This window comes from Microbulbifer maximicatervae (SeqCode) (genome assembly GCF_052467325.1).
The window spans coordinates 4,117,176-4,139,633 of sequence record NZ_CP174310.1 but is presented as its reverse complement, the minus strand read 5'-3'; the positions used below and the strand labels follow the sequence as shown (position 1 = coordinate 4,139,633).

17 protein-coding genes are annotated in these 22,458 nt (G+C 45.0%); 5 read left to right on the top strand and 12 right to left on the bottom strand.

Features of this window, described 5'->3' with window-relative positions; translation table 11 throughout:
- Positions 1 to 41 precede the first annotated feature (41 nt).
- The 5 genes from ACJJIE_RS18545 to ACJJIE_RS18525 all read left to right on the top strand — a co-directional run bounded on the left by ACJJIE_RS18545 (position 42) and on the right by ACJJIE_RS18525 (position 5,191).
- On the top strand, positions 42 to 1,949 hold the full coding sequence (locus ACJJIE_RS18545; protein ID WP_282930251.1) for a type VI secretion system Vgr family protein: 1,908 nt from the start codon (positions 42 to 44) through the stop codon (positions 1,947 to 1,949).
- A 13-nt stretch (positions 1,950 to 1,962) separates the two neighbouring features.
- Positions 1,963 to 2,541, top strand: coding sequence for a DUF6931 family protein (locus tag ACJJIE_RS18540; protein ID WP_108731475.1), 579 nt, complete (start codon positions 1,963 to 1,965; stop codon positions 2,539 to 2,541).
- Positions 2,542 to 2,544: 3 nt separating this feature from the next.
- Positions 2,545 to 2,838 (top strand): PAAR domain-containing contractile injection system baseplate protein, encoded by a 294-nt coding sequence (locus ACJJIE_RS18535; protein WP_282930252.1) that lies wholly within the window; start codon positions 2,545 to 2,547, stop codon positions 2,836 to 2,838.
- Between the two features lie 692 nt (positions 2,839 to 3,530).
- Positions 3,531 to 4,010 (top strand): DUF6795 domain-containing protein, encoded by a 480-nt coding sequence (locus tag ACJJIE_RS18530; protein ID WP_444892611.1) that lies wholly within the window; start codon positions 3,531 to 3,533, stop codon positions 4,008 to 4,010.
- A gap of 26 nt (positions 4,011 to 4,036) precedes the next feature.
- On the top strand, positions 4,037 to 5,191 hold the full coding sequence (locus ACJJIE_RS18525; RefSeq protein ID WP_282930254.1) for a lipase family protein: 1,155 nt from the start codon (positions 4,037 to 4,039) through the stop codon (positions 5,189 to 5,191).
- 97 nt (positions 5,192 to 5,288) lie between these two features.
- On the opposite strand, the gene tssH is transcribed toward ACJJIE_RS18525, so the two are convergent.
- The 12 genes from tssH to tssM form a co-directional block, all read right to left on the bottom strand.
- Complete coding sequence (tssH, locus tag ACJJIE_RS18520) at positions 5,289 to 7,955, bottom strand: type VI secretion system ATPase TssH (protein WP_444892610.1); 2,667 nt, start codon at positions 7,953 to 7,955, stop codon at positions 5,289 to 5,291.
- Positions 7,956 to 7,996: 41 nt separating this feature from the next.
- A complete protein-coding gene (gene tssG / locus ACJJIE_RS18515; RefSeq protein ID WP_282930256.1) occupies positions 7,997 to 9,127 on the bottom strand; it encodes a type VI secretion system baseplate subunit TssG in 1,131 nt (376 codons plus the stop codon).
- Positions 9,091 to 10,920: a type VI secretion system baseplate subunit TssF gene (tssF, locus tag ACJJIE_RS18510; protein ID WP_282930257.1), complete on the bottom strand. Its 1,830-nt coding sequence runs from the start codon at positions 10,918 to 10,920 to the stop codon at positions 9,091 to 9,093. Before tssF ends, tssG begins: the two co-directional genes overlap by 37 nt.
- On the bottom strand, positions 10,920 to 11,393 hold the full coding sequence (tssE, locus tag ACJJIE_RS18505) for a type VI secretion system baseplate subunit TssE (protein ID WP_282930258.1): 474 nt from the start codon (positions 11,391 to 11,393) through the stop codon (positions 10,920 to 10,922). Before tssE ends, tssF begins: the two co-directional genes overlap by 1 nt.
- 5 nt (positions 11,394 to 11,398) lie before the next feature.
- Positions 11,399 to 12,913 (bottom strand): type VI secretion system contractile sheath large subunit, encoded by a 1,515-nt coding sequence (tssC, locus tag ACJJIE_RS18500; protein WP_282930259.1) that lies wholly within the window; start codon positions 12,911 to 12,913, stop codon positions 11,399 to 11,401.
- Between the two features lie 108 nt (positions 12,914 to 13,021).
- A complete protein-coding gene (tssC, locus tag ACJJIE_RS18495; RefSeq protein ID WP_282930260.1) occupies positions 13,022 to 14,509 on the bottom strand; it encodes a type VI secretion system contractile sheath large subunit in 1,488 nt (495 codons plus the stop codon).
- Positions 14,506 to 15,027, bottom strand: a complete 522-nt coding sequence (gene tssB / locus ACJJIE_RS18490; protein WP_282930261.1) for a type VI secretion system contractile sheath small subunit — start codon at positions 15,025 to 15,027, stop codon at positions 14,506 to 14,508. Before tssB ends, tssC (ACJJIE_RS18495) begins: the two co-directional genes overlap by 4 nt.
- Positions 15,028 to 15,071: 44 nt before the next feature.
- Complete coding sequence (tssA, locus tag ACJJIE_RS18485) at positions 15,072 to 16,367, bottom strand: type VI secretion system protein TssA (protein WP_444892609.1); 1,296 nt, start codon at positions 16,365 to 16,367, stop codon at positions 15,072 to 15,074.
- 178 nt (positions 16,368 to 16,545) lie between these two features.
- On the bottom strand, positions 16,546 to 17,316 hold the full coding sequence (locus ACJJIE_RS18480; protein ID WP_282930263.1) for a hypothetical protein: 771 nt from the start codon (positions 17,314 to 17,316) through the stop codon (positions 16,546 to 16,548).
- Between the two features lie 145 nt (positions 17,317 to 17,461).
- Complete coding sequence (locus ACJJIE_RS18475) at positions 17,462 to 18,187, bottom strand: SapC family protein (RefSeq protein ID WP_444892608.1); 726 nt, start codon at positions 18,185 to 18,187, stop codon at positions 17,462 to 17,464.
- 18 nt (positions 18,188 to 18,205) lie between these two features.
- Complete coding sequence (gene tagF, locus ACJJIE_RS18470; RefSeq protein ID WP_444892607.1) at positions 18,206 to 18,880, bottom strand: type VI secretion system-associated protein TagF; 675 nt, start codon at positions 18,878 to 18,880, stop codon at positions 18,206 to 18,208.
- A 14-nt stretch (positions 18,881 to 18,894) separates the two neighbouring features.
- Complete coding sequence (tssM, locus tag ACJJIE_RS18465; RefSeq protein WP_444892606.1) at positions 18,895 to 22,437, bottom strand: type VI secretion system membrane subunit TssM; 3,543 nt, start codon at positions 22,435 to 22,437, stop codon at positions 18,895 to 18,897.
- Positions 22,438 to 22,458: the final 21 nt, after the last annotated feature.

Sequence of the window (22,458 nt, the reverse complement as noted above, 5' to 3'; positions counted from 1 at the left end):
TTACTACTCTCAAGGCACCGTAGGGATAGTAGGGGCTGCCCATGACTACATTAAATCAAGATAGAAGACTAATTAAGGTCGACAGCCCGCTCGGTACCGATGCGGTAATCGCTACCAACTTACAAGGTGAAGAGCATATATCCAAACTCTTCCGCTACGAAGTTCAGCTTCTCTCTGATGATCATGCCATAGACCAGAAAGATATCGTTGGTAAGGCCATCACCATCTCTGTACATCATTCAGAAACCCCTCGTTATATCAATGGTTACGTAACTCAGCTATCTCTTCGCGATGTTACCGCAGAAGGAATACGTAGCTATAGCGCCACAGTTCAACCGGGCCTGTGGTTTACCAGCCTCGGGGGCTCCAACAGAATCTTCGAAAAGAAATCAGCAAAACAAATTCTTGAAGAAGTATTGGGTGAATACAGTAAGGTTATCAAAGTAAGCACCAAGTTAAATGCTGAATATATAACCCGCGAATACTGTGTGCAGTTCGATGAAAGCGATTTTGAATTTATCAATCGCCTTATGGCTGAAGAGGGAATCTCTTACTACTTCAAACACTCAAACGGGCAACACGAGCTTGTTCTCTGTGATGATAGCCAGGACTTCTATGACTGCGACAGCGAGCAAATAGAATACGATGGTGGAGGTAGCCACCCAACAAAAAATACTATCAGTAGCTGGCAGCGAAACTTTAATTATCACGGTGGCGGTTTTGAGTTAAAAGATTACTGTGAATTTACCGCTACAAAAGACAATAAGCAGCAGGTTAAAACCACCAGCCAGCTAAATGATGTCAGCAATTATTTGCGCGGAATGTATGGGTTAAACCACTTCCAGGCAGATGGCGAAAATAAACATAAATTTACCGATAGCTACCACAAGGCGCTCGCGGAGCGCTCCATGGAAGCGCAGGAAGCTTTATTTGACGTAAGCCATGGCCGCAGCGATTGCCCTTCATTTACAGCTGGCGGCCGCTTTAATTTTGATCACACTGTATCTTCAGAGAAAGGTAAGTATCTAATTACCTCTGTACATATCTCTGCAAGCGATAGTAATAGCGACGCGACTCATTTCCACAATACATTTAGCTGTATTCCTGCAACAGTAACACCAAGGCCTGAGCCCTCTATCTTTGCGAAGAAAGTTCACTCTCCACAGGTCGCACGGGTTCTTGAAGTTAAGGCTACAACCTCAGATAACTCTCAGGACCCCTATACCCAAATCAAAGTGAAATTCCCATGGAACTCACAGCAAAACAGCTGCTGGGTACGGGTAATGCAATCTTTTGCTGGAAAAAACTGGGGGGCAAACTTTGTTCCCAGGGTAAATCAGGAAGTTATTGTAACTTACATAAATGGTGACCCAGATAGGCCGCTGATTACTGGGGCTGTATACAATGGTGACAACCCAGGACCCAATTACACAGCAACTCAAAGCGGCTGGAAAACCGAGTACGAAAGTAGCGCCTTTAATGAACTTCGCTTTGATGATAAAGGCGGGAGTGAAGAAATTTATATGGAGGCAGGTAAAGACCATAACTTTGTCGTCCATAATGACCAAACAGGCAAGATAGAAAACAAGCAGACCCTAGAGGTTAAGCAGGATCGCTCTATTACGGTTACCGATGGCAGTGAAGTTGTTACCATCGCAAAGGGTGATCAAAAACTTAATGTCAGCAAGGGTAATCAGGTTGTAACTATCGGGTCGGGAAATCATACGCTCAAAGTCAGTAAGGGCTCGCAAACTACCGATGCTATGGGAGCAATTAAGATTACTTCCAAAGCATCTATAGAATTGAAAGTTGGCAGCAGCAGTATCAAACTAACTCCAGCTGGCATCACCATCAAAGGAACAATGCTCTCCTGTAAGGGCGACGCTACTGCGGAAGTTAAAGGTGGTGGCATGCTGACGCTGAAAGGCGGCGTCACCATGATTAATTGATGGGGAGATAGCAATGACAGACCTCATTAAAGTAGAAGCATTAACAGCCGATGAGCTTCTCAAGAATTTTGAAGTTAGTGACGAGGCAGAAGAACACCTGGTGCCAGATACCGCACCAGAAGTCAGTATAAACCGCCTTGTAGATGCCGGTTTATTTCCAGATGCAATTAAGCTATTAGCTCACGGCCTCCCTAAGCGGGAAGCCGTATGGTGGGCCTGTCTCGCTGCTCGAGACATCCAGGGGCCACAAACTGATGAAGACAATGTTAATGCTTTGAATGCAGCGGAGACTTGGGCGAAAAAGCCTAGTGAGGAAGCTCGATTACGCTGCAAGCTGTTTGGTGAAAAAACTAAACATAAAACTCCTGCGAGCTGGGCCGCTACTGCAGCAAGCTGGTGTCATGGCAGTTTAGCTGCTGAGGGTGAGCCTGTGGTAGAGCCACCCGAGCATCTATATGCTCACGCGGTCGCCGGCAGTGTCACTCTTGCTGCCGTGTTATCTGACCCTGTTGATCCAAATAAGAGATTCATGCGCTATATGGAGCAAGGCCTTGACCTGGCCAGAGGCGGAAATGGTAGGGCTGAGGGATAAATCATGGGAAAACCAGCTTCTCGTGTTGGTGATATGCACGTATGCCCAATGGTCACTGGCACTGTTCCCCATGTAGGCGGCCCAGTACTTAGCCCAGGAGCCCCAACTGTTATTATCGGCGGAATGCCTTCAGCCACTGTGGGAAGCAGCTGTACCTGTGTCGGTCCACCAGATAGCGTCGCAATGGGAAGTACAACGGTAATGCTGCAGAAAAAACCTGCAGCGAGAATGGGCGACACTACCGGCCATGGTGGAAATATAGTTATTGGCTGCCCTACAGTGTTAATAGGCGGATAAACTGGGACTATCTTGGCTGATTACTAATTTCGGCGTAACGGCATAGATAAAATTGGAGACCAACTCTCCCCCCAAGCAAGATCACCTCATATCTATAGTGAAGAACATTGAAACGTGTCCGCTTTTTTAAGTGGACCGTTCCAACGCATCGCAACCGCTAAACAAAGATAGCGGCTAAAAAATTGACCTTAATCCGCAAGGTAATATTTCTCGCGATATAAAAATATCGCCTTCTTTATTAAGATGTTTCGCCACCTGCAATGGGTGAGCTATTTCCCCATCAAAAATAATTTATATCAAGAAGTCTTTGCCAAGTATATTAAAGCTTACTTAGACAGACCGAGAACAAGCAATTCAACAGTCAGGCACTCAGTCAAAGCAAGCGGAAGCTGTCTAGCCGCTAGAGATACTCTATCAACTAAAACCTCAACCTTAAAAGAGAGGCAAGCCAATCTTATTCCGTTAAAATTAGCACAAAAATACCAATTAAATATAAACAATATGTTTATAACAACCACAGCATAATAATTAAAATATTTCACACAAAGCAAATACAACATATTCCAAAAGCGGAATATTTGAATATTTTTGAAAACAACATTTACCCAAATTAACCTAAGGCAAACTTAGAGTTAACAATACAAGCAATCAAACAACAATTACCTTAATCAAAAAGGTTTGAGCATTTCAGCATGCATAAAAAATATATATTTAATTTATTTTCAATATTTTTTCTATTAATTCTTGTGTCACCTGGAGGAACTTACGCTATGGCTTCTTTTAATCCTTTTAAAGCTTGTACATTTTCAGAAATGAAAATCAAGCTAACCTTAAATGGTAAGCCTATATCAGGAGCCCAAATTACACGCTCAATCCAATGGCAAAAAGAATGGGTAGATACCTTCACATCAGATGAAGATGGGGTTGCTGTTCTCCCAGCTAAGTTTTCAAACTCCTTAACCCAGGTCTTACCTGTTGAATTTGTTGTCTCTCAGGCTATTGACGTCAACTATGAAGATAAAAATTATGAGATCTGGGTTTATGCAAAAAGAAACCCCGGGGAAAACTCCGAAATGGGGAAACCTTTTAACTTAACTTGCGAGCTAACTGACGAAACCAGACTGGAAGAAGTATTCGATTCCGCCCTATTGACTTCATGCCAATTTAATTGAATAAAAACAAAAGGAGTAGATATATTATGCTGAGTCCGAAATATACTGCAAAACTTGCTGCAGATACTTACCTGGTAAAAGAAAGCAGGACAAGGAAATTATTCTATGAATTGTATAAAAATGATTTTGACATAGATGAAAAAATAACAAACAAAATAGATGCCGAGGCCGGCGCTTTTATTTTCTTGAAAAGCACTGACGCAAGAGGCATAGCGACCCTAGGAAAAGGACAACATAAAGGACAGGCTTTCTTTAGTATTTTAGGTACTGATAGCCTGTACGATCTATTAACAGACCTAAATACTGGAGTTAGGCGATTCCATACTGGTGGCGCTGTACACCAGGGATTTTATTATACTTTCGAATCTCTATTACCTCAGCTCGAAAGATTTGTACAAAACCTGCCTAGTGATATTCACACCATTAATTGCCTTGGTCACAGCCTTGGCGGAGCGATAGCTACACTTGCTGCAGATTGGCTATCATCCAATACAGAAAAATCTATAAAACTGTATACGTTTGGTAGCCCAAGAGTTGGGCTTGACCACTTCGCAAGCGGCTGTAAACGCAAACTTAAATCCGAAAATATTTATCGCGTTTACCATCGCGCAGACCCCGTTCCTATGGTCCCCACATGGCCGTTTATTCATGTTCCAAATGGTGGTACCGGGGATTTTGAATTACCGACCCCCAGCCACAACCCTGGAACTAATCACAGCAGTAAAACTTATGTAAAGTCTGTTTCCCCCAACGGAACCAGTCTAGATTGGGACACAGTAAGACTTAGAAAACCCAAAGGCAATATAGAAAAAAGCGTTGAAGCATGGTTAAGATCAGATGGAGTCCTATCCTTAACCTTAAATACAGCATGGATAGCTGGTGAAGCACTACTGTGGGTTCTTAAAAAGATAGCTCACCTTGCAGGAATTTCTCTGGTAGTGGCAGGTGGTACTACCTTCACGCTTCTCGATAGACTTGCGATCTTCCTACACAAGGCTTATGAAATCAGCAAGGACATCTCTTTCTGGGTATTGCGGCTTATCCGCAGATTAGCTCAGCTTATTGGTATAGCTGTTGTGGAGGGTGCCGATATCACTGTCTCCTTTATACGCATGATATTTTTACGCATGCACCATATGGTATCGGAATTGGTAATGAGAGCAGGCAGAGGCAACCAGTAAATTTTCATTAAAACCAGTTGTATCTTTATGGTTATTAGTGGTAACTAGCCCAGCAGTAAAATCTAACAGCATTACTGCTGGGCTAATTCGCTCTACGTTATTCTACGGTGTAGCTGAAATCTCCCTCTTCTGTAGCAGAGACTTTAATTGCTTTAACTTCTTCACCCCTTGCCATTTTATCCAGGCATTCACTCGCTAATTCTGGCAACAAGGTTTTGTTCAGAATTACTTCAATATTTCGAGCACCTGTATCTGCTTCGTGACAACGAGCAACAATGTTAATTAGAACATCTTCATCGTAACTGAAGGAGGCTCCGTAATGCTCATGAACACGCTTCTCGATCTTGCGCATGTTAATTCTGCAAATTTCTACCAGGTTCTCATCATCGAGAGGGTAGTATGCGATTACATTCGCTCGCCCAAGGAATGCGGGCTTGAATTTCTGCAACAAGTGCGGACGGATATTATCCATTAACACATCAGGCTCAGGCTTTTCTTCAACTTGATTAAAGATAGCCCTGATTGCATCCTCTCCCGCGTTGGAAGTCATTATTATCACGGTATTCTTGAAGTCGATGTCCCTTCCCTCACCATCCTTAATAGTGCCCTTATCAAAGAGGTTATAGAAGACATCCTGTACGCCGGGGTGAGCTTTTTCCATCTCATCCAGCAGGATTACAGAATAAGGTTTGCGACGTGCGGCTTCCGTGAGTACACCACCTTCTCCATAACCGACATAACCGGGAGGAGAGCCCAGGAGCATAGATACTTTATGCTCTTCCTTAAATTCAGCCATATTAATGGTTGTGATATTTTGTTCACCACCAAATAACTCATCGGCCAGTGCAAGAGCAGTTTCTGTCTTACCTACACCACTCGTACCACAGAACATAAACACGCCTACTGGTTTACGTGGATCTGTCAGTCCCGCGCGAGAAGTACGAATCGCCTGAGCTACTGCTTCAATTGCATGAGGTTGGCCAATAACACGCTTGTTCAGGCGCCCTGCCAAAGTTTTAACGGCGACAATCTCATCACTAACCATCTTACCAACGGGAATCCCGGTCCAGTTAGCAACCACCGCAGCAATCGCCTGCTCATCAACAGCAGGTTGCATTAATGGGGTATCACCTTGAATGGCCTCAAGCTCAGCAGTTAATGATTTGAGCTGTTGCTGATAATCAGCTAGCAGGGCTTCGTCTGGGGTTTCTTCACCGCCATCCTGAGCCTTCATAAACTCAACATCAATTTGGTCGCGGAGCTGTTGAATCTGCCCAATTAATTCATTTTCTTTAAGCAGCTGCTGCTCAAGAACCTCTAAACGCTCTTCTTCAGAGGATTTAAATTCTTTAAGCTCAGCCAATTGCTCTTCATGCTCACCCATTGCTGCGTTTTCACGCTCTAGTTTTGCTAAGGTGGTATTAGTACGATCAATATTAATTCGAGCATCCTCAATCGCACCTGGAGTAGCAGACTGACTCAGAGCGACACGGGCACAAGCAGTATCCAGCAGACTGACGGACTTGTCTGGTAGCTGGCGCCCTGGGATATAACGATGGGATAGTTTGACTGAAGCTATAATTGCCTCATCTAAAATTCGTACTTTGTGGTGCTCCTCTAGTGAGGTTGCAATACCACGCATCATGTCAATCGCATTACTCTCATCGGGCTCCTCAACCTTTACTACCTGGAATCGACGAGTTAACGCGGGATCACGCTCAAAGTACTTTTTATATTCTGCCCAGGTTGTAGCGGCTAAAGTGCGAAGTTCACCGCGCGCCAAAGCTGGCTTCAGAAGGTTTGCCGCATCGCCTTGACCTTCCTTACCTCCCGCACCAATCATCGTATGCGCTTCATCAATAAACAAAATAATTGGTGTAGCAGATGCCCGCACTTCTGAAATTACAGATTTCAGGCGGTTTTCAAACTCTCCTTTTACACTTGCGCCAGCTTGCAGTAAGCCCAGATCTAGCGTGCGCACTGCAACACCACGAAGAGGTTCGGGCACATCACCACTAGCAATACGAAGTGCAAAACCTTCAACTACCGCAGTCTTACCAACACCCGCCTCACCAGTCAGGATGGGATTATTCTGGCGCCGGCGAGTAAGGATATCAATACATTGGCGAATTTCTTCATCACGCCCAAGTACAGGATCAATCTCACCTTTTTTTGCTCTCTCGGTCAAATTGATGGTGTATTTATCTAATGCCGGAGCTTTAGAAGCTGCCGCAGCGACTGCTGCTGCACCATCACCCATATCTGCAGCTGCACTAATATGGCTGGATTCACCACTTTGCCCAAACATTGCACGAGCAGTTTCACGAATAGATTCCGGGGCGATTTCTTTAAGTTCTGGGCAAGACTCTAAAATTTGGCGACGAGAAGTTTCTTCCAATAAAAGCGCTGCCAATAAATGCCCAGAACTAATTGCTTTATGACCATAGTCAATGGAAGCCAACATCCAGGCATTCTTTGCAGCTTCTACAATGGTAGGAGACAAAGAAGGGGGACGGCTGCTACCAGCACGGAACCCGGCAATTGCAGTAGCCAGTTGCTTGGCAAAATTCGCCGGATTACAGTCGTGCTTTTCGAGCAAGTGGTACAAGTCGGTATCAGACTGGTCCAGTAGTTTTAACAACCAATGCTCTAGTTCAACATTGTACTGGTTCTGCGATAAACATAGCCCCGCAGCCCCTTCAAGTGAATCCCGCATATGCGGTGTCATGGTATCAACCAATCTCTTCAAGTCGATATTGATCACGTTGATTATCCTTTCCTAAATAATAATGTTGTTAATTGTACTTATGCAGCAGGTAAAGCTTCATCAGGTGGAATATTGTCTGCACTCAAGGTAATCTGAACCAGCCTCTCTCCATCTTGCTCACTGGCCATATGAGTATTCCATCCCAATAATGGCTCATTCTCAGCTTTTCTATTTAACTGAATTGGTGCTACTTGGCTGGTTGAAAGTGTCACTGACAACTCGAAATCCATTTCAATGCCAGCACTAAAACGGATAAATTCCTTAAGTGACTCTAATTTCTTCGTACCAGGTGCAATAGTCATATATTGCTCATAAGGCATTGACTCGATAATTACCTGGAATTTATTTTGGGCCTGGAAACAGTGCGTACCCAAAATGGTGTTTACACCCAGGCAATTATTAACCCCATTGGGCGCCTGAACGCTCGGCAAACGACACAGAATATCATCGGGCAATTCATCCCACTGCCCTTGAAACTGCTCAATACTTACAGATAAATCAAAGAAGTGCTTAATCATGCTGGATAAAGCAGTTGCTGAGCAGCGTCCACTGGAGAGGTGCCCACCCATGCCCACAAGCGCTTCGTCTGGCATGGGCATACGATAGCGCATTTCACTGGTCCCAAGCCCAGCTAAAGAAGCAAGAGCTTGGGTAAACTTGTCTGGCTCTCGGGAATTCTGTAAACGCTGCCGCTCATAATTCACCGGTAACTGATACTTATGCCAAGCCTGGTAAAAAAGTGAAATACTGCGGTGATTAAACATATCAAGGAAATCACGCAGCGCGGTACTTTTTTCTCTGAGTTCCCTTTGCACAAGCTCTGTCAGGTAATAAGGCAATACCCCCTGACTACCGATTAACCCCGTGAACCCCACTTCCATTTGCCATTGGTGTGAATCGTCTTCATTAGGGTCTTCATGCTCAACAGCCTTTTTCTCTAGACGCAGGACATCTGAGCCTGTAAAAGACAAATTAGGTTGGGAGCTAAATTTTATCAATTCTTTAGCAGGTGGAGCCGCACTGGCTATTGGCTCCTTATTAAAATTAGCACCTGCTAAATGAACCGCCCGCTCGACTAACCTTACCGCTTGAAAAAAATCAAAGTTATAAGGCTCTCGACGCAAGCGCTCAATTACAGTAACGCTTTTTCGCCGGCTCGAGGTGGCCATCGCTTCAACTCCCCATCCCTATCACTCATAGTGGCAATCAGTTTTGTAAATGAATTAATCGAGCAATAAAGCCCAAGAAAACGCTCTATTATACTGGCAAATAGCAATGGGCTTGTTCCATTTAGCATCATAGAATCAAGCTCAATTTCAACTTCTGTACCACGACACAACACTACACTTTGGTCAATTTGAATTGGTGCAGTGACGGGCTTGGTATTAAGCTTTAACAATGATTCAATCAGGTTGCGAGTGCTCGCAGAATCACGAAAATCATAAAGCCTAAATATTTCTTTTAGAGCATTACACCCTTCTGGTCCGGATAAAGATAGGTGATTCAAGTTTAGATGAGAGATAAGCCTCCAATACCCCCTCTCCCGACGAGGAGGCCTCAACGTTGCTGTTGGGGAGACCACACAACTAATTCGACTTACCGGTAAATCGCCATCAACAACTTCCAAGTAAGGCTGGGCATTACCATTGGGTAGCTTTTTAGCCAGATTTCTATTACAACAGGTTAGTTTTATATCTAAAGTCTGATCACTAATTCTATGTGGATTGAAATCTAGATCGACTAAAGTAATATCGATCTCAGACGCCTGCTCGTTTCGATGCTCGCCTTCAATTACATCTCTACGACGGCTATACCAGAAAGCCGACTGATCTGCGTGGTGTTTACTATGCTGAATACCATAGAAGGGCCGGTAATTAGTTACTCCTCCATCACCATCAGTCGCTGCGACTTGATCAATTGAATATATTTCCAGGCCTTCGCTGCGACGAGCATCAGGAACCACATGGTAATTATATTGCGTGTGACTGAGTGGTATCGGGTCTGCACTTTGCTTAAATAGATTTACAGCCGGAGCACATCCCAAAGCAAACATACTTGGGCTAAGTTGCTTTTCTAATTCTTCATGAGTCTCAGACAAGTAAAAATATAAATTTAATGTGTCTTCAAAATTCTCATTTAGAGCCTCACCAACATCAAGCACATCCAAAAATAAGAACTTTTCTGGAAAAGCAAAATATTCTGTGAGTAACCTATACCCTACAAATGCGGTATCAGGATATGGCAACAAGCCTTCGTCCGGACTAAGGCCCACTTGCTGTATTTTATCTGATGAGATAAAGGTCGGCTTAGGATCACTCTCTCCACTAGCAACAACAAGCTGTACACATTTACTTAAAATTAAATCATATAAGCTATATATGTGAGACGGCTGTCCACGCAAGAAGAAGCGTAGATTCTTTAAGTCCAGGTCAGAAAATTTCAAACTTGGGCTAAACGTTTTTAGCGATAGTTTTAGAACTGCGTTAGCTCCCTGAACGTCATTACAACCTGGCGCTATGAAAGGCCTTGGCATAAGGCTGGCGCTTACAGCCTGAAAAGGACAAATCTCTGCTGGGTAACACGTTGTGAATCGACAGGTTTGCCCATGAAAACTATCACTCTCCAGTAGAGTTTCTTTTTCTACAGGAGTTATCGCATCCAAATCCTTCTCGGGTTCAAACTGAACAATTGCACAGGATGGAATTGGGCGAAGATAGTGGGGATAAAGAGTCTCCAGCATTGCATCTGTTAACTCTGGGAAATCATCGCTTAGCTTTTGCTGAACTCTGGCATTCATATAAGCAAAACCAGACAGCAAACGGCCCACTAGAGGGTCATCGACCGTATCTGCATTTAGCTGAAGCCTAGATGCAGCAGCAGGGTGCATTTTTGCAAATTCAGCAGATGTTTGCTGAATAAATGCAAGTTCACGCTCATAGAGATCTATTAATTTTTCACTCATCACATAATCTCTGAAACATCAACCAGCTGGGTAACCGGATTGAGTGCCGAGTCAAATACAATTACTTCTGATGCTGGATTAACGTGTAATACTGCTTCCACCCGAAAGCGAATGCTCGGATCTTCAACATCTACCTGATCTTGGGTAGTCACTTTGACCGAGCGTATTCTCGGTTCAAAATTTAGAATTGTTTTTTCAATATCCCGGCAAAATTGTTTTCGGCTAGTCGCTGAAGTCAGGTTTACTGTTGATAGGTCCGGCAATCCATAGTTAACATTAGACTTCTGTAAATTTTCATGAGTTGCCGGCGCGGAAATACATTTGTATCGTGTATTGAATAAGTATTCCAAATCACGGCGCACCCCTTCGCGGAGCTGTCTCAACACTTGGTGAGATTGATGCACATCCATTTTATTAGACGATTGCAACAGTCGATCAAGCACCGGAGCCAATAAACGCTTTTCTCTCACCATAATAATTAATTAGCTCCTGCGCCAATTGTTGCCAGAGCTGTTGTAAGCTTCAGTTCGGATACAAGATGATCAACGGTATAATGGCTCTTAAGGTGAATAACACTTTGATAGCTACCTGCCTTTCCTGGCTCATCCATTACTTGAACACGAGATTCCCGCAGTGGATATCTAGCCTGCATTTCCCAGGAAAGATCATCTCTACCTGTCGTATAGTCATTTAACCAGCTCTGTAACTTCCGCTCGCAGTCTGCTGCATTCAAATAGGAGCCGACCTTATCCCTGATCATTACCTTGATATACTGAGCAAAACGGGAGGCGCAAAGGATTTGCTGTAACATCGAGCTAATACGCGCATTAGCTGTTGCAGCCTTAGTGGAATATTGCTGTGGCCTTTGTAGTGACGGAACACTATTAAAAGCGCTGTACGGAGTATCATAACAGTGACTTAGGCAAACATAGCCCAGTTCACTTAATTCTCTCTCTGCAAAATCAGTAATCAAAATCGAGGTAGCCATCTGAATCATGCCAGGACTACTATCTACTCGATAAGGCATCATCGGTAATTGAGTCACGAGCCCTCCGCCCAGGTGGTCGCGAGCAACCCCCCTGACATGTGAAAACCACCCAACCTCACTAAATTCTCGAATTAATACAGCACCTAAAGCAAAGCAGGCATTACCCCATAGATAATTTTGGTTATGTGACGCTCTTACCTGTTCTTGAAATCTCAGACCTCGATAGCAAGAAAACTCTTGATTATAAGGTTCCCTCATCAGTATTTGGGGGAGAGTTATCGCAATAAAGCGACTATCTTCCAAATCTCTAAGTCCACTCCATCGAATATATTCTTTTTGACGAAAAACCTCAGAAAAATTAATGGGCTTTGCCAGGTCTGAATACTTGTCGACACCAAAAAGCTGTGGTGCCGAAGAACAAATAAAAGGAGCAAATGCTGCAGCCGCCGTATGAGCTATACCTTGTAAGGTAAAAACATCGTCATAAGGATGGTCAGGTAAAGGACGGTGAGATACGTAGTAATCCCCAAGTAAAAAGCCAAAAGGCTCGCCTCCAGGGGTACCAAATTCTTCATTGTATACAAGGTGAAATAAGCCAGATTGATCAAAGTCTGGAGCTCTCTCAATATCTTTAGCCAAGTCCTTCCAACTGGCATCCAGGACTTTGATCTTGATATTGTCAGCGTGTGGTGTATCAAACACCAACAGGGATAAACCTCTCCAACTTGCTTCCAGCCGCTGAAACTTCTCGTTATGAATTATACGATTTAACTGATCACAAATTAACTCGTCCAGCTCTGCGATAATTCTACTTAAGTATTGACGAACGGAGTAATTCTCTCTATTTGCACAAGAGCACAATTCCGTTAGCCAGTATTCAAATGCAAAAAAATCATCCGGTTCTTGCAGAAATTTTCTGAGTTCATTCTGCTGCCCTCTCGCCAATTTTTTCGACAGAATATCAGATTGATTTTCTGCTATTTGGTCATGTCCTGCACGGGGCACCGGTATACTCCAACTAGAATTATTGTTTGAATAAATGACGATATAACTTAGACCTTGAATAAGGTCCTGTGAAGAGAAGGCCCCACCCAGAAGGGTGAGGCCAGAACATTATCCCGCAGATGGGATATTTGCCACCATGCGCAGAGATGTCGTCAATTCTTCCATCTGCAGCCAAGGCCTCAGGTAGGCTACTGCACTGTAACATCCGGGCTGACCAGGAATTTCTTTAACTTCCACCCGAGCCTCAGACAGCGGATATTTCGCTTTCATTTCTGCACTGGCATCAGGGTTAGCATTTGTATACTGGGAGATCCACTTATTCAGCCAGCGCTCACAATCACTCGCTTCCATAAAGGAGCCCACTTTATCCCGTGCCATTACTTTTAAGTAGTGAGCGATACGAGAAGTTGCCATCAGGTAAGGCAGACGTGCAGAGATTTCCGCATTGGCAGTTGCATCGGGGTCGTCGTATGCCTTTGGCTTTTGGGCACTTTGAGCACCAAAGAATACAGAGTAATCGGTATTCTTGTAGTGACACAGAGGCAGGAAGCCCTGAGCACTGAGTTCAGCTTCTCGGCGATCGGTAATTCCGATCTCGGTGGGGCATTTCTGGTCGAGATCACCATCATCACTCTTGAATACGTGAGATGGAAGCCCTTCCACTTTACCGCCACCTTCAGCACCACGGATAGCGGTACACCAGGAATTCTCAGCAAATGCTTTAGTCATGGTGGTACCCATAACATAAGAAGCATTCATCCAGCAGTATTGATCGTGCTCTGCAGGGCGGGAAACACCGTCTTCATCCACCTCGAACTCTTCAAAGTCAAATGCTTCAATCGGCTTGGTGTTAGCACCATAGGGAGTACGGGCCAGAGTGCGGGGCATAACCAGCGATACGAATCGGGAGTCTTCACTATCACGGAAGCTACGCCATTTAATATATTCGGCAGACTCAAAAATACCACCCAAGTCTCTCGGCTTGGAAAGCTCTGTATAGTCATCAAAGCCAAACATGCCGGCACCTGCCGCAGCAACAAACGGACAGAAGCCTGCCGCAGCAACATTGGACATCTTACTTAGGAGCTCGATATCTTCTGGATGACTGGTGAACTCGAAATCACCAATCATTACACCGTAAGGCTCACCACCAGCAGTGCCAAACTCTTCTTCATAAATTTTCTTGAAGGTCTGGCTCTGATCGAACTCAACCGCTTTGTCCAAATCGCGGAACAACTCGCGCTTGCTCAGGTTGAGCATACGAATTTTCATGGTCGCACCGGTTTCGGAATTCATTACCAGGTGATTTAGACCACGCCACGACCCTTCCAGCTTCTGGAATTTCTCGTCATGTAAAATCGCAGACAACTGCTTAGACATAGCTTTGTCAATCGCGCTTACAGCGCTCTTGATAGTCTGAGTCAGGCTGCGGTCCCAGGTAACAGTCCCCTTCAGGACCTGCTCCGTCAGATTCGCAAGTAAATCTTGCGCTTCTTGGGGAGCAGTTTGCTTGGTTGCGGCAATAGCCTGGTCGAGAAGGCTTGCTGACTGTTCTTCAGCCTCACTGCCTGCAACATTTTCTACTTCTGTACTCATTCTGAATCCTCTCCTTTATCCTCACCCAAGCCCAGCTGCTCAGAAATTGCGCTGACATTTTCAGTACTCTGAAGGATATCCTCGAGCACTTTCTCAAGCTCTTCTGAACGATCGGCCTTACTCAGCAAATCGCGTAATTTACTGCGGGCTTCTAGTAACTGTTTGAGAGGCTCAACCTGCCCAACAATTTTTTCTGGTGAAAAGTCATCCATATGGTTGAAGTCGAGATCAACAGCCATTTTGCTGCCGTCATCAGATAGGGTGTTCTCCACCTGAAGATTCAGCTTGGGATTTACTTTGCCCATCACATCGTTGAAGTTGTCGCGGTCGATTTGGACAAATTTACGATCTTTCAGCGCCTTACGATTCTCTGCGTTATCACCAGAGTAATCACCCATAACGCCAGCCACAAAAGGAAGCTCCTTTTTGACTTCGGCTCCGTTAGTTTCAACATCGTAAGTGATATGTACACGAGGCTTACGCACACGCTTAAGTTTATTGTGGATGCTTTCAGACATCTAAGGTCTCCTTTCCGACTTTAGGGACTGCTGTTCTTAGTTAATTACCAACCAGTGCTGGCTTCTTCTTGCGGTTGCTCACCCCAACCTTCATCAGAGACTGGCGCGGATACACCTTCACTAGGTGTATCTGCGGCAACCGCAGGAGCTGATGAAGTGCCACTTGTAGTCACTGGTGGGGTTATATATTTTTGTGTATCCGTGCCATCGAGGCGAACTCCCGTCAACTGCGAGTAAAGCGCCTTCGAATGGTCATCGGGTAGCAATTCAGACATCAGTTCAGACACTGTCATTCGTCCCCAGCCTATCAACCTTTCTAGGCCAGGAGCCAGCGGCGTATGGGGCTCATAAGTACGGAAATACTTTGCCGCCTGCTCGAGCAACTTTAAAGCATCTTCCCTGGATACCACTGGACCTGAGGGAATAGCCACTGCACCTGTAGAGACAGTAGCAACTGCAGCACCCGCTGCCTGCTCCTCACCTGTAGGCTCCTCAGAAGATTGCGACTCCAGCTCAACTTGAGCCTGCTCTAGAGATTCCAATTTGGCTTTATAAACAAAGCGGCTTGTTCTCAACACCTCATCCAGCAGGGATGAAATATTAGTGGAGGGAGGTGCATCATGGCCACAGCTTTTCCGCAAACTGCCATTGATTGCCTTGAAGTGCTCAATCGCTCCCTCAATTGTCTGAATCAGGTTCTGAGCCCATTCCGCGCTCGCGCTACTTACACATTGGTCGACCTGTTCGTAGCTATAACCCAGAGTCTCTATTCGAGCAGCCTTCGCATCCTCATCTGCGATCTTGTCAGCATCTCGGGCTTGCTGATATTGGAAGAATGAGAAATCTCCATAATCACCTTCTGGGGTAATAGCGGCGCTGCGAATGGGCATCATCAAGGTGCCATCTCCACCATCACCATTCAGGCCCGTAATGGGGGCAACCTTGGTCTCAAGACCATCCTCGTCTGGCAAGGGGTACAGGCCTTCCCAGTGCTGCTCGATCAATGAGTCAATCAGTTGCAGGCCATCTCTTAAGCCAATAAAACCGTGCAGGCGAATCAAGGCTTCGGTATACCAACTGGCAACCTCCAAATCCTTGCTCTTTTTCCCGAGGATGCCTTCAGCGGCCTTGGCCACATCTCTCCACGGCGCTAACAGATCTGTATCTACATCGTCGAACATCGCTGAGCGCTCAGCGGCCCGCGCGCTGTTGCGTGCATCTTTGATCGAGTAGTAATCAGAAGTCGGCGAACGATCCTCTCGGATATCATCCCCTACGGGGTTATCCTCTGAGATTGGAGCAACTAGTTCATCGATATTTATCGTGTTTGGGAATGCCATCAAAAAAGGCCCTTATACCGAATCAAATCCTTTAATCAGAATTCTGAGAAGAGTACACGTTGTAGATATCTAATCAAGGCAAATAATGCGCTTGGTACCTATTACTTTAAAAAACACGTGCAGTTGACTATTTTACGCTATTTATTTTTGTTAAATTTTGGCTTCTTATTCCAAGCCATTACATAGGAACTAGTGTTGATTCGCAACTGCTCGGACTAGTCATAACTTTAAATGTGGCAAAAATATGCAAGAATTCAGATCTACTGTTTTCAAAGTTCTCTAAGGATGACCACAAAAACACAGAATAAAAACTATCCTGACACTCAAAGAATGTGACTAAGTAGCGAACTGGCGTTTTTGTTACCTCGGCAGACATCTCATAGATATGGCCATTTTGAGTGTTACTTATCAATGGTTCCGGCCCGGATATAAGGGCTCCGTTATCAACCCGAGTCAGGCACTGTTCTATTTGAGCTTTACCGAAATGGTCGACCGATAATTCCTGAGGAAGCTGGGACCGATCTTGCTTCAGCACAATTAAATAGCGGTTTAATTCTGGATTCCCCGCCTGAATTACCGCCTCGCCATTCAAATTGTCAAACTTTTGCCAGCCAACCGGAATACCAATTGAAATTGTCCCCGCTGCATTGCCCATAAATTCAAGAGCAGGAGGCAAAGGAGAGCCACCACAATTACTGGACTTTGCAGTACAGTGTATTAAATGATCATCCAAATTGAGCTGCGTATGCCAACCGGCCTCCCAGAATTTTTGCATTAGCTGGCAGGCTTCCACCCTGTCGTCAGTAATTTTAATTTGAGATTTCGTGCCTGTAAGAAGTCCTTTAATCTGACTGAACCCCAGTCCAAATTCACGACCTAGTGCGGCTATTGCATAGCGCCGCTCTACAGAACTTCTTATCTCCCCGGTAAAAACTATTCCATAAGACATACCAGTAACCTTAGCTTCCTGCTCTGATAATTTTTTGAAAAACCAGAACCTCTGATACGCTTTTTCTGACTTTGATCAGATCTTATACGTTTTCTTTCTTAATCGTTCTGGATCAACAATCCTTAAATTAAAAACCAAGCTCCCATCAATGAAGAACTTTTGAATAATTTTTTTTATGCAGCGCCCTTAGATTTGATGATTGAAGTAGCGAAAACAAATGTGCATAAATAAATGGTAGGCAACCCATATCGCGTAATTTTAAGAATTCTGTAGCTCCAAGCTTTCGCACCTTATCTTCCGAAATACAGTAAACTCCTTTCAGTTTATGTTTTGTTTCACCGGGCAAATCTATATTTATTTCTTGCTCTTTAAGTAAATCAAACTTCTGCAGCGATTCAACAAACTTCCAGGTTTGTAGTTTTTTAAGGTGTATATTTTCCAACTCTCTTTGCGCTGCTAAAAGGTGTTTACTTGGCTCTCCATTATGCTCAAACAAAGCAACCCCTTGAGAGCTGTCTTTACTCGCGCACAAGAGAGAAGACTCAACACAAACATATGCATTGGATAAGTCATCCTTTTTGTATCTCAAGTAAAAAGGATGACTGCGAATAGAAACGGGAATATAGTCCCCTTGCCATCGACCTTCTTGCCAAAAAAGATTTTCCCCTGGAGTTACGCCAAGCAGCGCACAACTTTCAAGTTTTCCCGTCTCTTTTGACTTTGTAAATATAATGGGGCTTGTACGAGAGACCGATATAAACTCAGACAATAGAATTGGACAAATATGTAAATTCTTACTATGTGAAAGATCATGCTTAAGCAATCGATAGTTTCTGTGTTTCTTCTTATCTAGAACAACCAACTGTCTCACGTCACCCCCTAAATCCCATCATAATTGTTGCTGTTGTCGCACACCTAGCATTGAGCTATAGAGCTCGGGGCCCGGCAGTGAGGGAGAAAGTAAAGCCGTCGGCGCCAAATGTTGTGAGCCCTCACTCCACCAAAGACTATAGGTTGAAAAGGTATTCTTTCCCATTTGCCCCAGTAACCCAGCAAAACTTCTTTCCAAGTTGTTTGATTGTCCTGAAGAAATTATGAAACCCTCCTGCGCTGGAGGCAGGGAAATAATGCCTGCCCCCTCAGGAGGAGGACTAAATGCCTCACATAACTGATCTGCATGCAACATATTTTGCAGGGCTGTAATTGCTAACTCAGATAAACTCTGGAACCAATTTTTAGCATCTGACATAAAAGCAAATGCATCTATTATAGGGGAAAGGGGCGTAGCAAATGTTAAAGGGAAGTAGCGCCCAACACTATCTACGCTAGGCACTAAAATTCCTGCCCATGCATTGGCGTCAATAACCCCTTTGCAGTGAACAAATCGCCAAATAGGGCTGGTCAAGTAGTAGTCCAGCCACTCTTGACCTACCAATTCACGCGATCCAAAAACGGCACGCTGAAGCCACTCATCCCATACCGAGACAAAACTGCCGGGCAGCTGCCGCTGAACAAAGTCCCCATGCCCAGGCAACTTACCAAAAATACCTACTGTATTCTGCAAATCACGTACTCCGTCTACAGGCTCTCTGGGCATCGATATCCACGCAGCAAGCTACGATCAAAAGGATTGTTAACATTAGATGCGATTAATTTAAATTGAGCTTTGCGCCCTTCCTCTGAGAAGGTAACAAAGTGCTCCGCATTGCTGCGTCCTGCTTCCAAGTCGGAACTCGCCAGTAATCTGTACCACGCCCAATCCCCTTCAAAGTGCTTACGATGTACCGTCTCGTTTAAATCTTCGAAGATGATACGCACACGGTTACTTTCACCACCTTGCCAAGTCAGCTTTTTAGCAGTTTTCGGGCCATGGGAATAAGGTACTCGCTGCTCACCTAATTCAAGTTCAAACAAGCGCACACTTGAGTCCAGTTTCGTTGGTTCAATACGGAAAGAATATGAAGCTCCCTCACCGATACTAAAGAAGGTTTTGCGGATACGCTCTGCTCTCCGAAGCTGAGAGAGTGCCTCTCGAGAAAGACTGATTCCCTGCCCTTCAACATACTTAATTTTCCAGTTTCTGGTATCCACAAAGGGCTTCAGGTACTGATTAACAAATTTCTCTTCAATGCCCCCCGGCTTAAAGTACTGGTTAAACTCCATTACCGGCACTTCCTGCTCTCGGTCACTTCGTAGGGGATATCGATTAGCCAAGCTATTGCTATAGCTTTGATACACTTCTTCTCGCCAAACGCGATTGATATGTGCTTTCGTCTTGGCCATTACAAGCCCCCAAGCACTATCAGCGATATCAGTTAACCACTGATCAAATGGTGCTGGCGCATTAGCAGCTTTGACCCGGAGTTGCTTAATGGCATCACTACCGCCTGCGAAGCGCGCTTTTGCTCGACCAAAAGCGGCCTGATTAGAATCTGGGGCGCTATCAATCTCCGTTAGATACTCCTGAATTTGATTGATCGTCGTAAGGTACTCTTGGATCCTAGCCGGCCGACCTTTTTCACTCTGGGTGATTCTTTGAATTTCTTCAAACCTCACATCCACGATGTTGGGCTTATAGTGATCCTGTAAAGCGCTAGTGGCGCCACCTAATGCTGCTTGCCCGAGTTTTCGAGTGGTGCTCGATACTGGTAAAGGTACTCCTGAAGCATCAACAGGTACCTCAGGGCGCAGAGTTAAGCGCGTGTTATCAGAGGTAATCTCCGTAATCGCCAACAATGGCGAATAGATCGGATCAGACAGTTTTGACAGGACATCCAGAGCTTGGGAGGTACTACCAAATCTTTGGATCTTGAACCCACCAATAAAGCCCTGCCAGCGCTGTAAGTACTCACCCAAATAGATTCGCTTCACTTCCTCACCGAGTTTTTCCCGATCGGCTTCAGTAAAGTCCTCTCCACTCAGATCACCGCCATAAATCCAGCGCTCTTCAGCCATATTTGTCATTAGCTGAGAGTCTGCTCCAAAGTCCAACTCTTTATAGCCAGCTTTGGTGTAAAGGAATGGGATCGTAAAGCTTGGACTATTGGCCCCCATACCAAAAATTTGCTGGGTGTCACCTCCAATTTCCTGGTAGAGGTCTACAGGAGTCAATCCGAAATCACTATTTTGTAACTGAGCAAACAAACGCTGAGGTACTGGGATTCGACGTAATTGCTGTCTTGCTCGAGCCACTACTCTTTCATTTGCCTCAATTGAACTGGGCAAAGGTTGAGTAAATAGCTGGTCCAGATGGTAACGTAGCTCTTCTTGCCGAGCCGCTTCACCTGGCAGTTGCCGCTCCCACCTTGATGTGTAATAAGCTTCTATAGTTTTCAGGTCCAGCTTATCCTTGTTGAAGAACATCAAATAGGTTTTGAGTGTACTTACCAGCGCAGGATCATTACTACCGAGACGACTCAGGTCACTTTCAATATCACGCAGCAAGGCGGGCAGGTAAATAAACTCTAGCTTATGTCGATAAAGATCATTTGCTGCCGTATCTATTCTGGTGTCATATAGCCCCAAATTAGCAATCCAAGGGTGCTCCTCGCGGTCATATACTGCGCTGGCACGCTTGAGAGGCTCAAGCAAGTTCAATGCACTGATAGGCGTAATACTTTTGCCCTTCAGCTCATTTTCCGCACCTTGGTATTCACTTAGGTTCTCACTGACTTCACCCATGGATAATTTGTTCTGCGCAAGGCTTCCACTCCACAGGAAAATGGCTCCGACAAAGCCGGCCGTTAAGGTGGCAAATACCCCCCGGCGCAACCAAAGATTGGCCGACTCAATCCGGCGATTAACGCCTACAAGCTCTGCCTCAGGAAAAACCACATCCTTAAGCAGCCTGTTTAAGAAAAAGCTCTTCCCAACACCTTGGAATTTCGGTCCTACACTTCGCTCCAACCCAAAGTCAGCGGTTACAGAGGACATCATTCGGTCAACAGGGCTACCTTCCTGTGTGCCACTGGTAAAATAAACTCCCCTGACCATCGGTACTGTTTCATAGCGATTTGGGCCAAAAGTTTGTTTTACAAAATCTGCCAGGATATCCGTTAGGCTCTCCATTCGAGCAGGGAAACCTTGCAGTAATGCCCGCTTCTCTATATTTCGCTCCTGATGGACACGCCATAAAACTCGCTGGTTCAAACGCTCTATCAGTTGCTCAAATTCACCTTTAAAGTTATCGAGAGGGGCACCAACTGTTGCATTGGCTTCGCGGGGGAAGCTCATTCCCCAAACTTGTTCACGCTCAGCTTGTGAGAGATTATCAAAAAATTCAGTAAAACCTGCCACCAAGTCACATTTTGTGAAAGTGAGGTAGATAGGAAAACGAATTCCCAGCTCTTGCTGAAGTTCATTTACTCGCTGACGAAGAACTTTTGCTTGGTGTTGTCGCTGCTCTTCTGTTTGCACCATTAAGTCTTGCAAACTAATTGCAACCAAAGCGCCGTTAATCGGACGTCTACGACGATACCTTTTTAACAAGCTCAAAAAAGCCTTCCAGGCACTATTATCGTAAACCCGGTGGCTATCTTGGGTTGTATAACGTCCAGCAGTATCAATTAATACTGCATCATTGGTGAACCACCAATCACAGTTACGGGTACCACCTACCCCACCGAGAGCTTCTTTCCCATGACTCTGAGCCAAGGGAAATTCCAACCCGGAGTTCACCAAGGCCGTTGTTTTACCACACCCGGGAGGACCAATAATGATGTACCAGGGAAGTTGATAAAGGGATACCTGTCCCTTGTCTGACTTGAACCGGGCACTGCGTAACACACTCATTGCTTCACGGAAGCGACCTGAAAGGGCTTCCATCTCCTCAAGAGAGCGCTCTTCGTCTGGATCTGCAGAATCAGCTTCTTGGGACTCTTCAATGCCTTTAATTAAAGCTTGATTTTGGCGCCGTTCCACCAGCCACTGACTAAGGTTCCACACCAGCCAAATAGCAAAAATAAAGACGATAATCGTTAGCCGGACAGAGTGCGAAAGCGTGGCATTATCGCTGCCAAACTTAATGTAATCAGCCGCAAACCAAATAAGAAGGGAAAGGGCTGACAACCCTATAAACCCCAGCACCCACTTATTGGTAAAAAAATTACGCAAGTGTTTCATGAATTGCTCCATCTTCCAGAG

What these genes read in the sequence shown, in the direction of transcription:
- tssC (WP_282930260.1), bottom strand. Translation starts at nt 14,509, where the DNA reads ATGAGTACAGAAGTAGAAAATGTTGCAGGCAGTGAGGCTGAAGAACAG.
- ACJJIE_RS18530 (WP_444892611.1), top strand. Translation starts at nt 3,531, where the DNA reads ATGCATAAAAAATATATATTTAATTTATTTTCAATATTTTTTCTATTA.
- tssA (WP_444892609.1), bottom strand. Translation starts at nt 16,367, where the DNA reads ATGGCATTCCCAAACACGATAAATATCGATGAACTAGTTGCTCCAATC.
- tssB (WP_282930261.1), bottom strand. Translation starts at nt 15,027, where the DNA reads ATGTCTGAAAGCATCCACAATAAACTTAAGCGTGTGCGTAAGCCTCGT.
- tssM (WP_444892606.1), bottom strand. Translation starts at nt 22,437, where the DNA reads ATGAAACACTTGCGTAATTTTTTTACCAATAAGTGGGTGCTGGGGTTT.
- ACJJIE_RS18535 (WP_282930252.1), top strand. Translation starts at nt 2,545, where the DNA reads ATGGGAAAACCAGCTTCTCGTGTTGGTGATATGCACGTATGCCCAATG.
- tssG (WP_282930256.1), bottom strand. Translation starts at nt 9,127, where the DNA reads ATGGCCACCTCGAGCCGGCGAAAAAGCGTTACTGTAATTGAGCGCTTG.
- ACJJIE_RS18480 (WP_282930263.1), bottom strand. Translation starts at nt 17,316, where the DNA reads ATGTCTTATGGAATAGTTTTTACCGGGGAGATAAGAAGTTCTGTAGAG.
- tssF (WP_282930257.1), bottom strand. Translation starts at nt 10,920, where the DNA reads ATGAGTGAAAAATTAATAGATCTCTATGAGCGTGAACTTGCATTTATT.
- ACJJIE_RS18525 (WP_282930254.1), top strand. Translation starts at nt 4,037, where the DNA reads ATGCTGAGTCCGAAATATACTGCAAAACTTGCTGCAGATACTTACCTG.
- ACJJIE_RS18545 (WP_282930251.1), top strand. Translation starts at nt 42, where the DNA reads ATGACTACATTAAATCAAGATAGAAGACTAATTAAGGTCGACAGCCCG.
- ACJJIE_RS18540 (WP_108731475.1), top strand. Translation starts at nt 1,963, where the DNA reads ATGACAGACCTCATTAAAGTAGAAGCATTAACAGCCGATGAGCTTCTC.
- tssE (WP_282930258.1), bottom strand. Translation starts at nt 11,393, where the DNA reads ATGGTGAGAGAAAAGCGTTTATTGGCTCCGGTGCTTGATCGACTGTTG.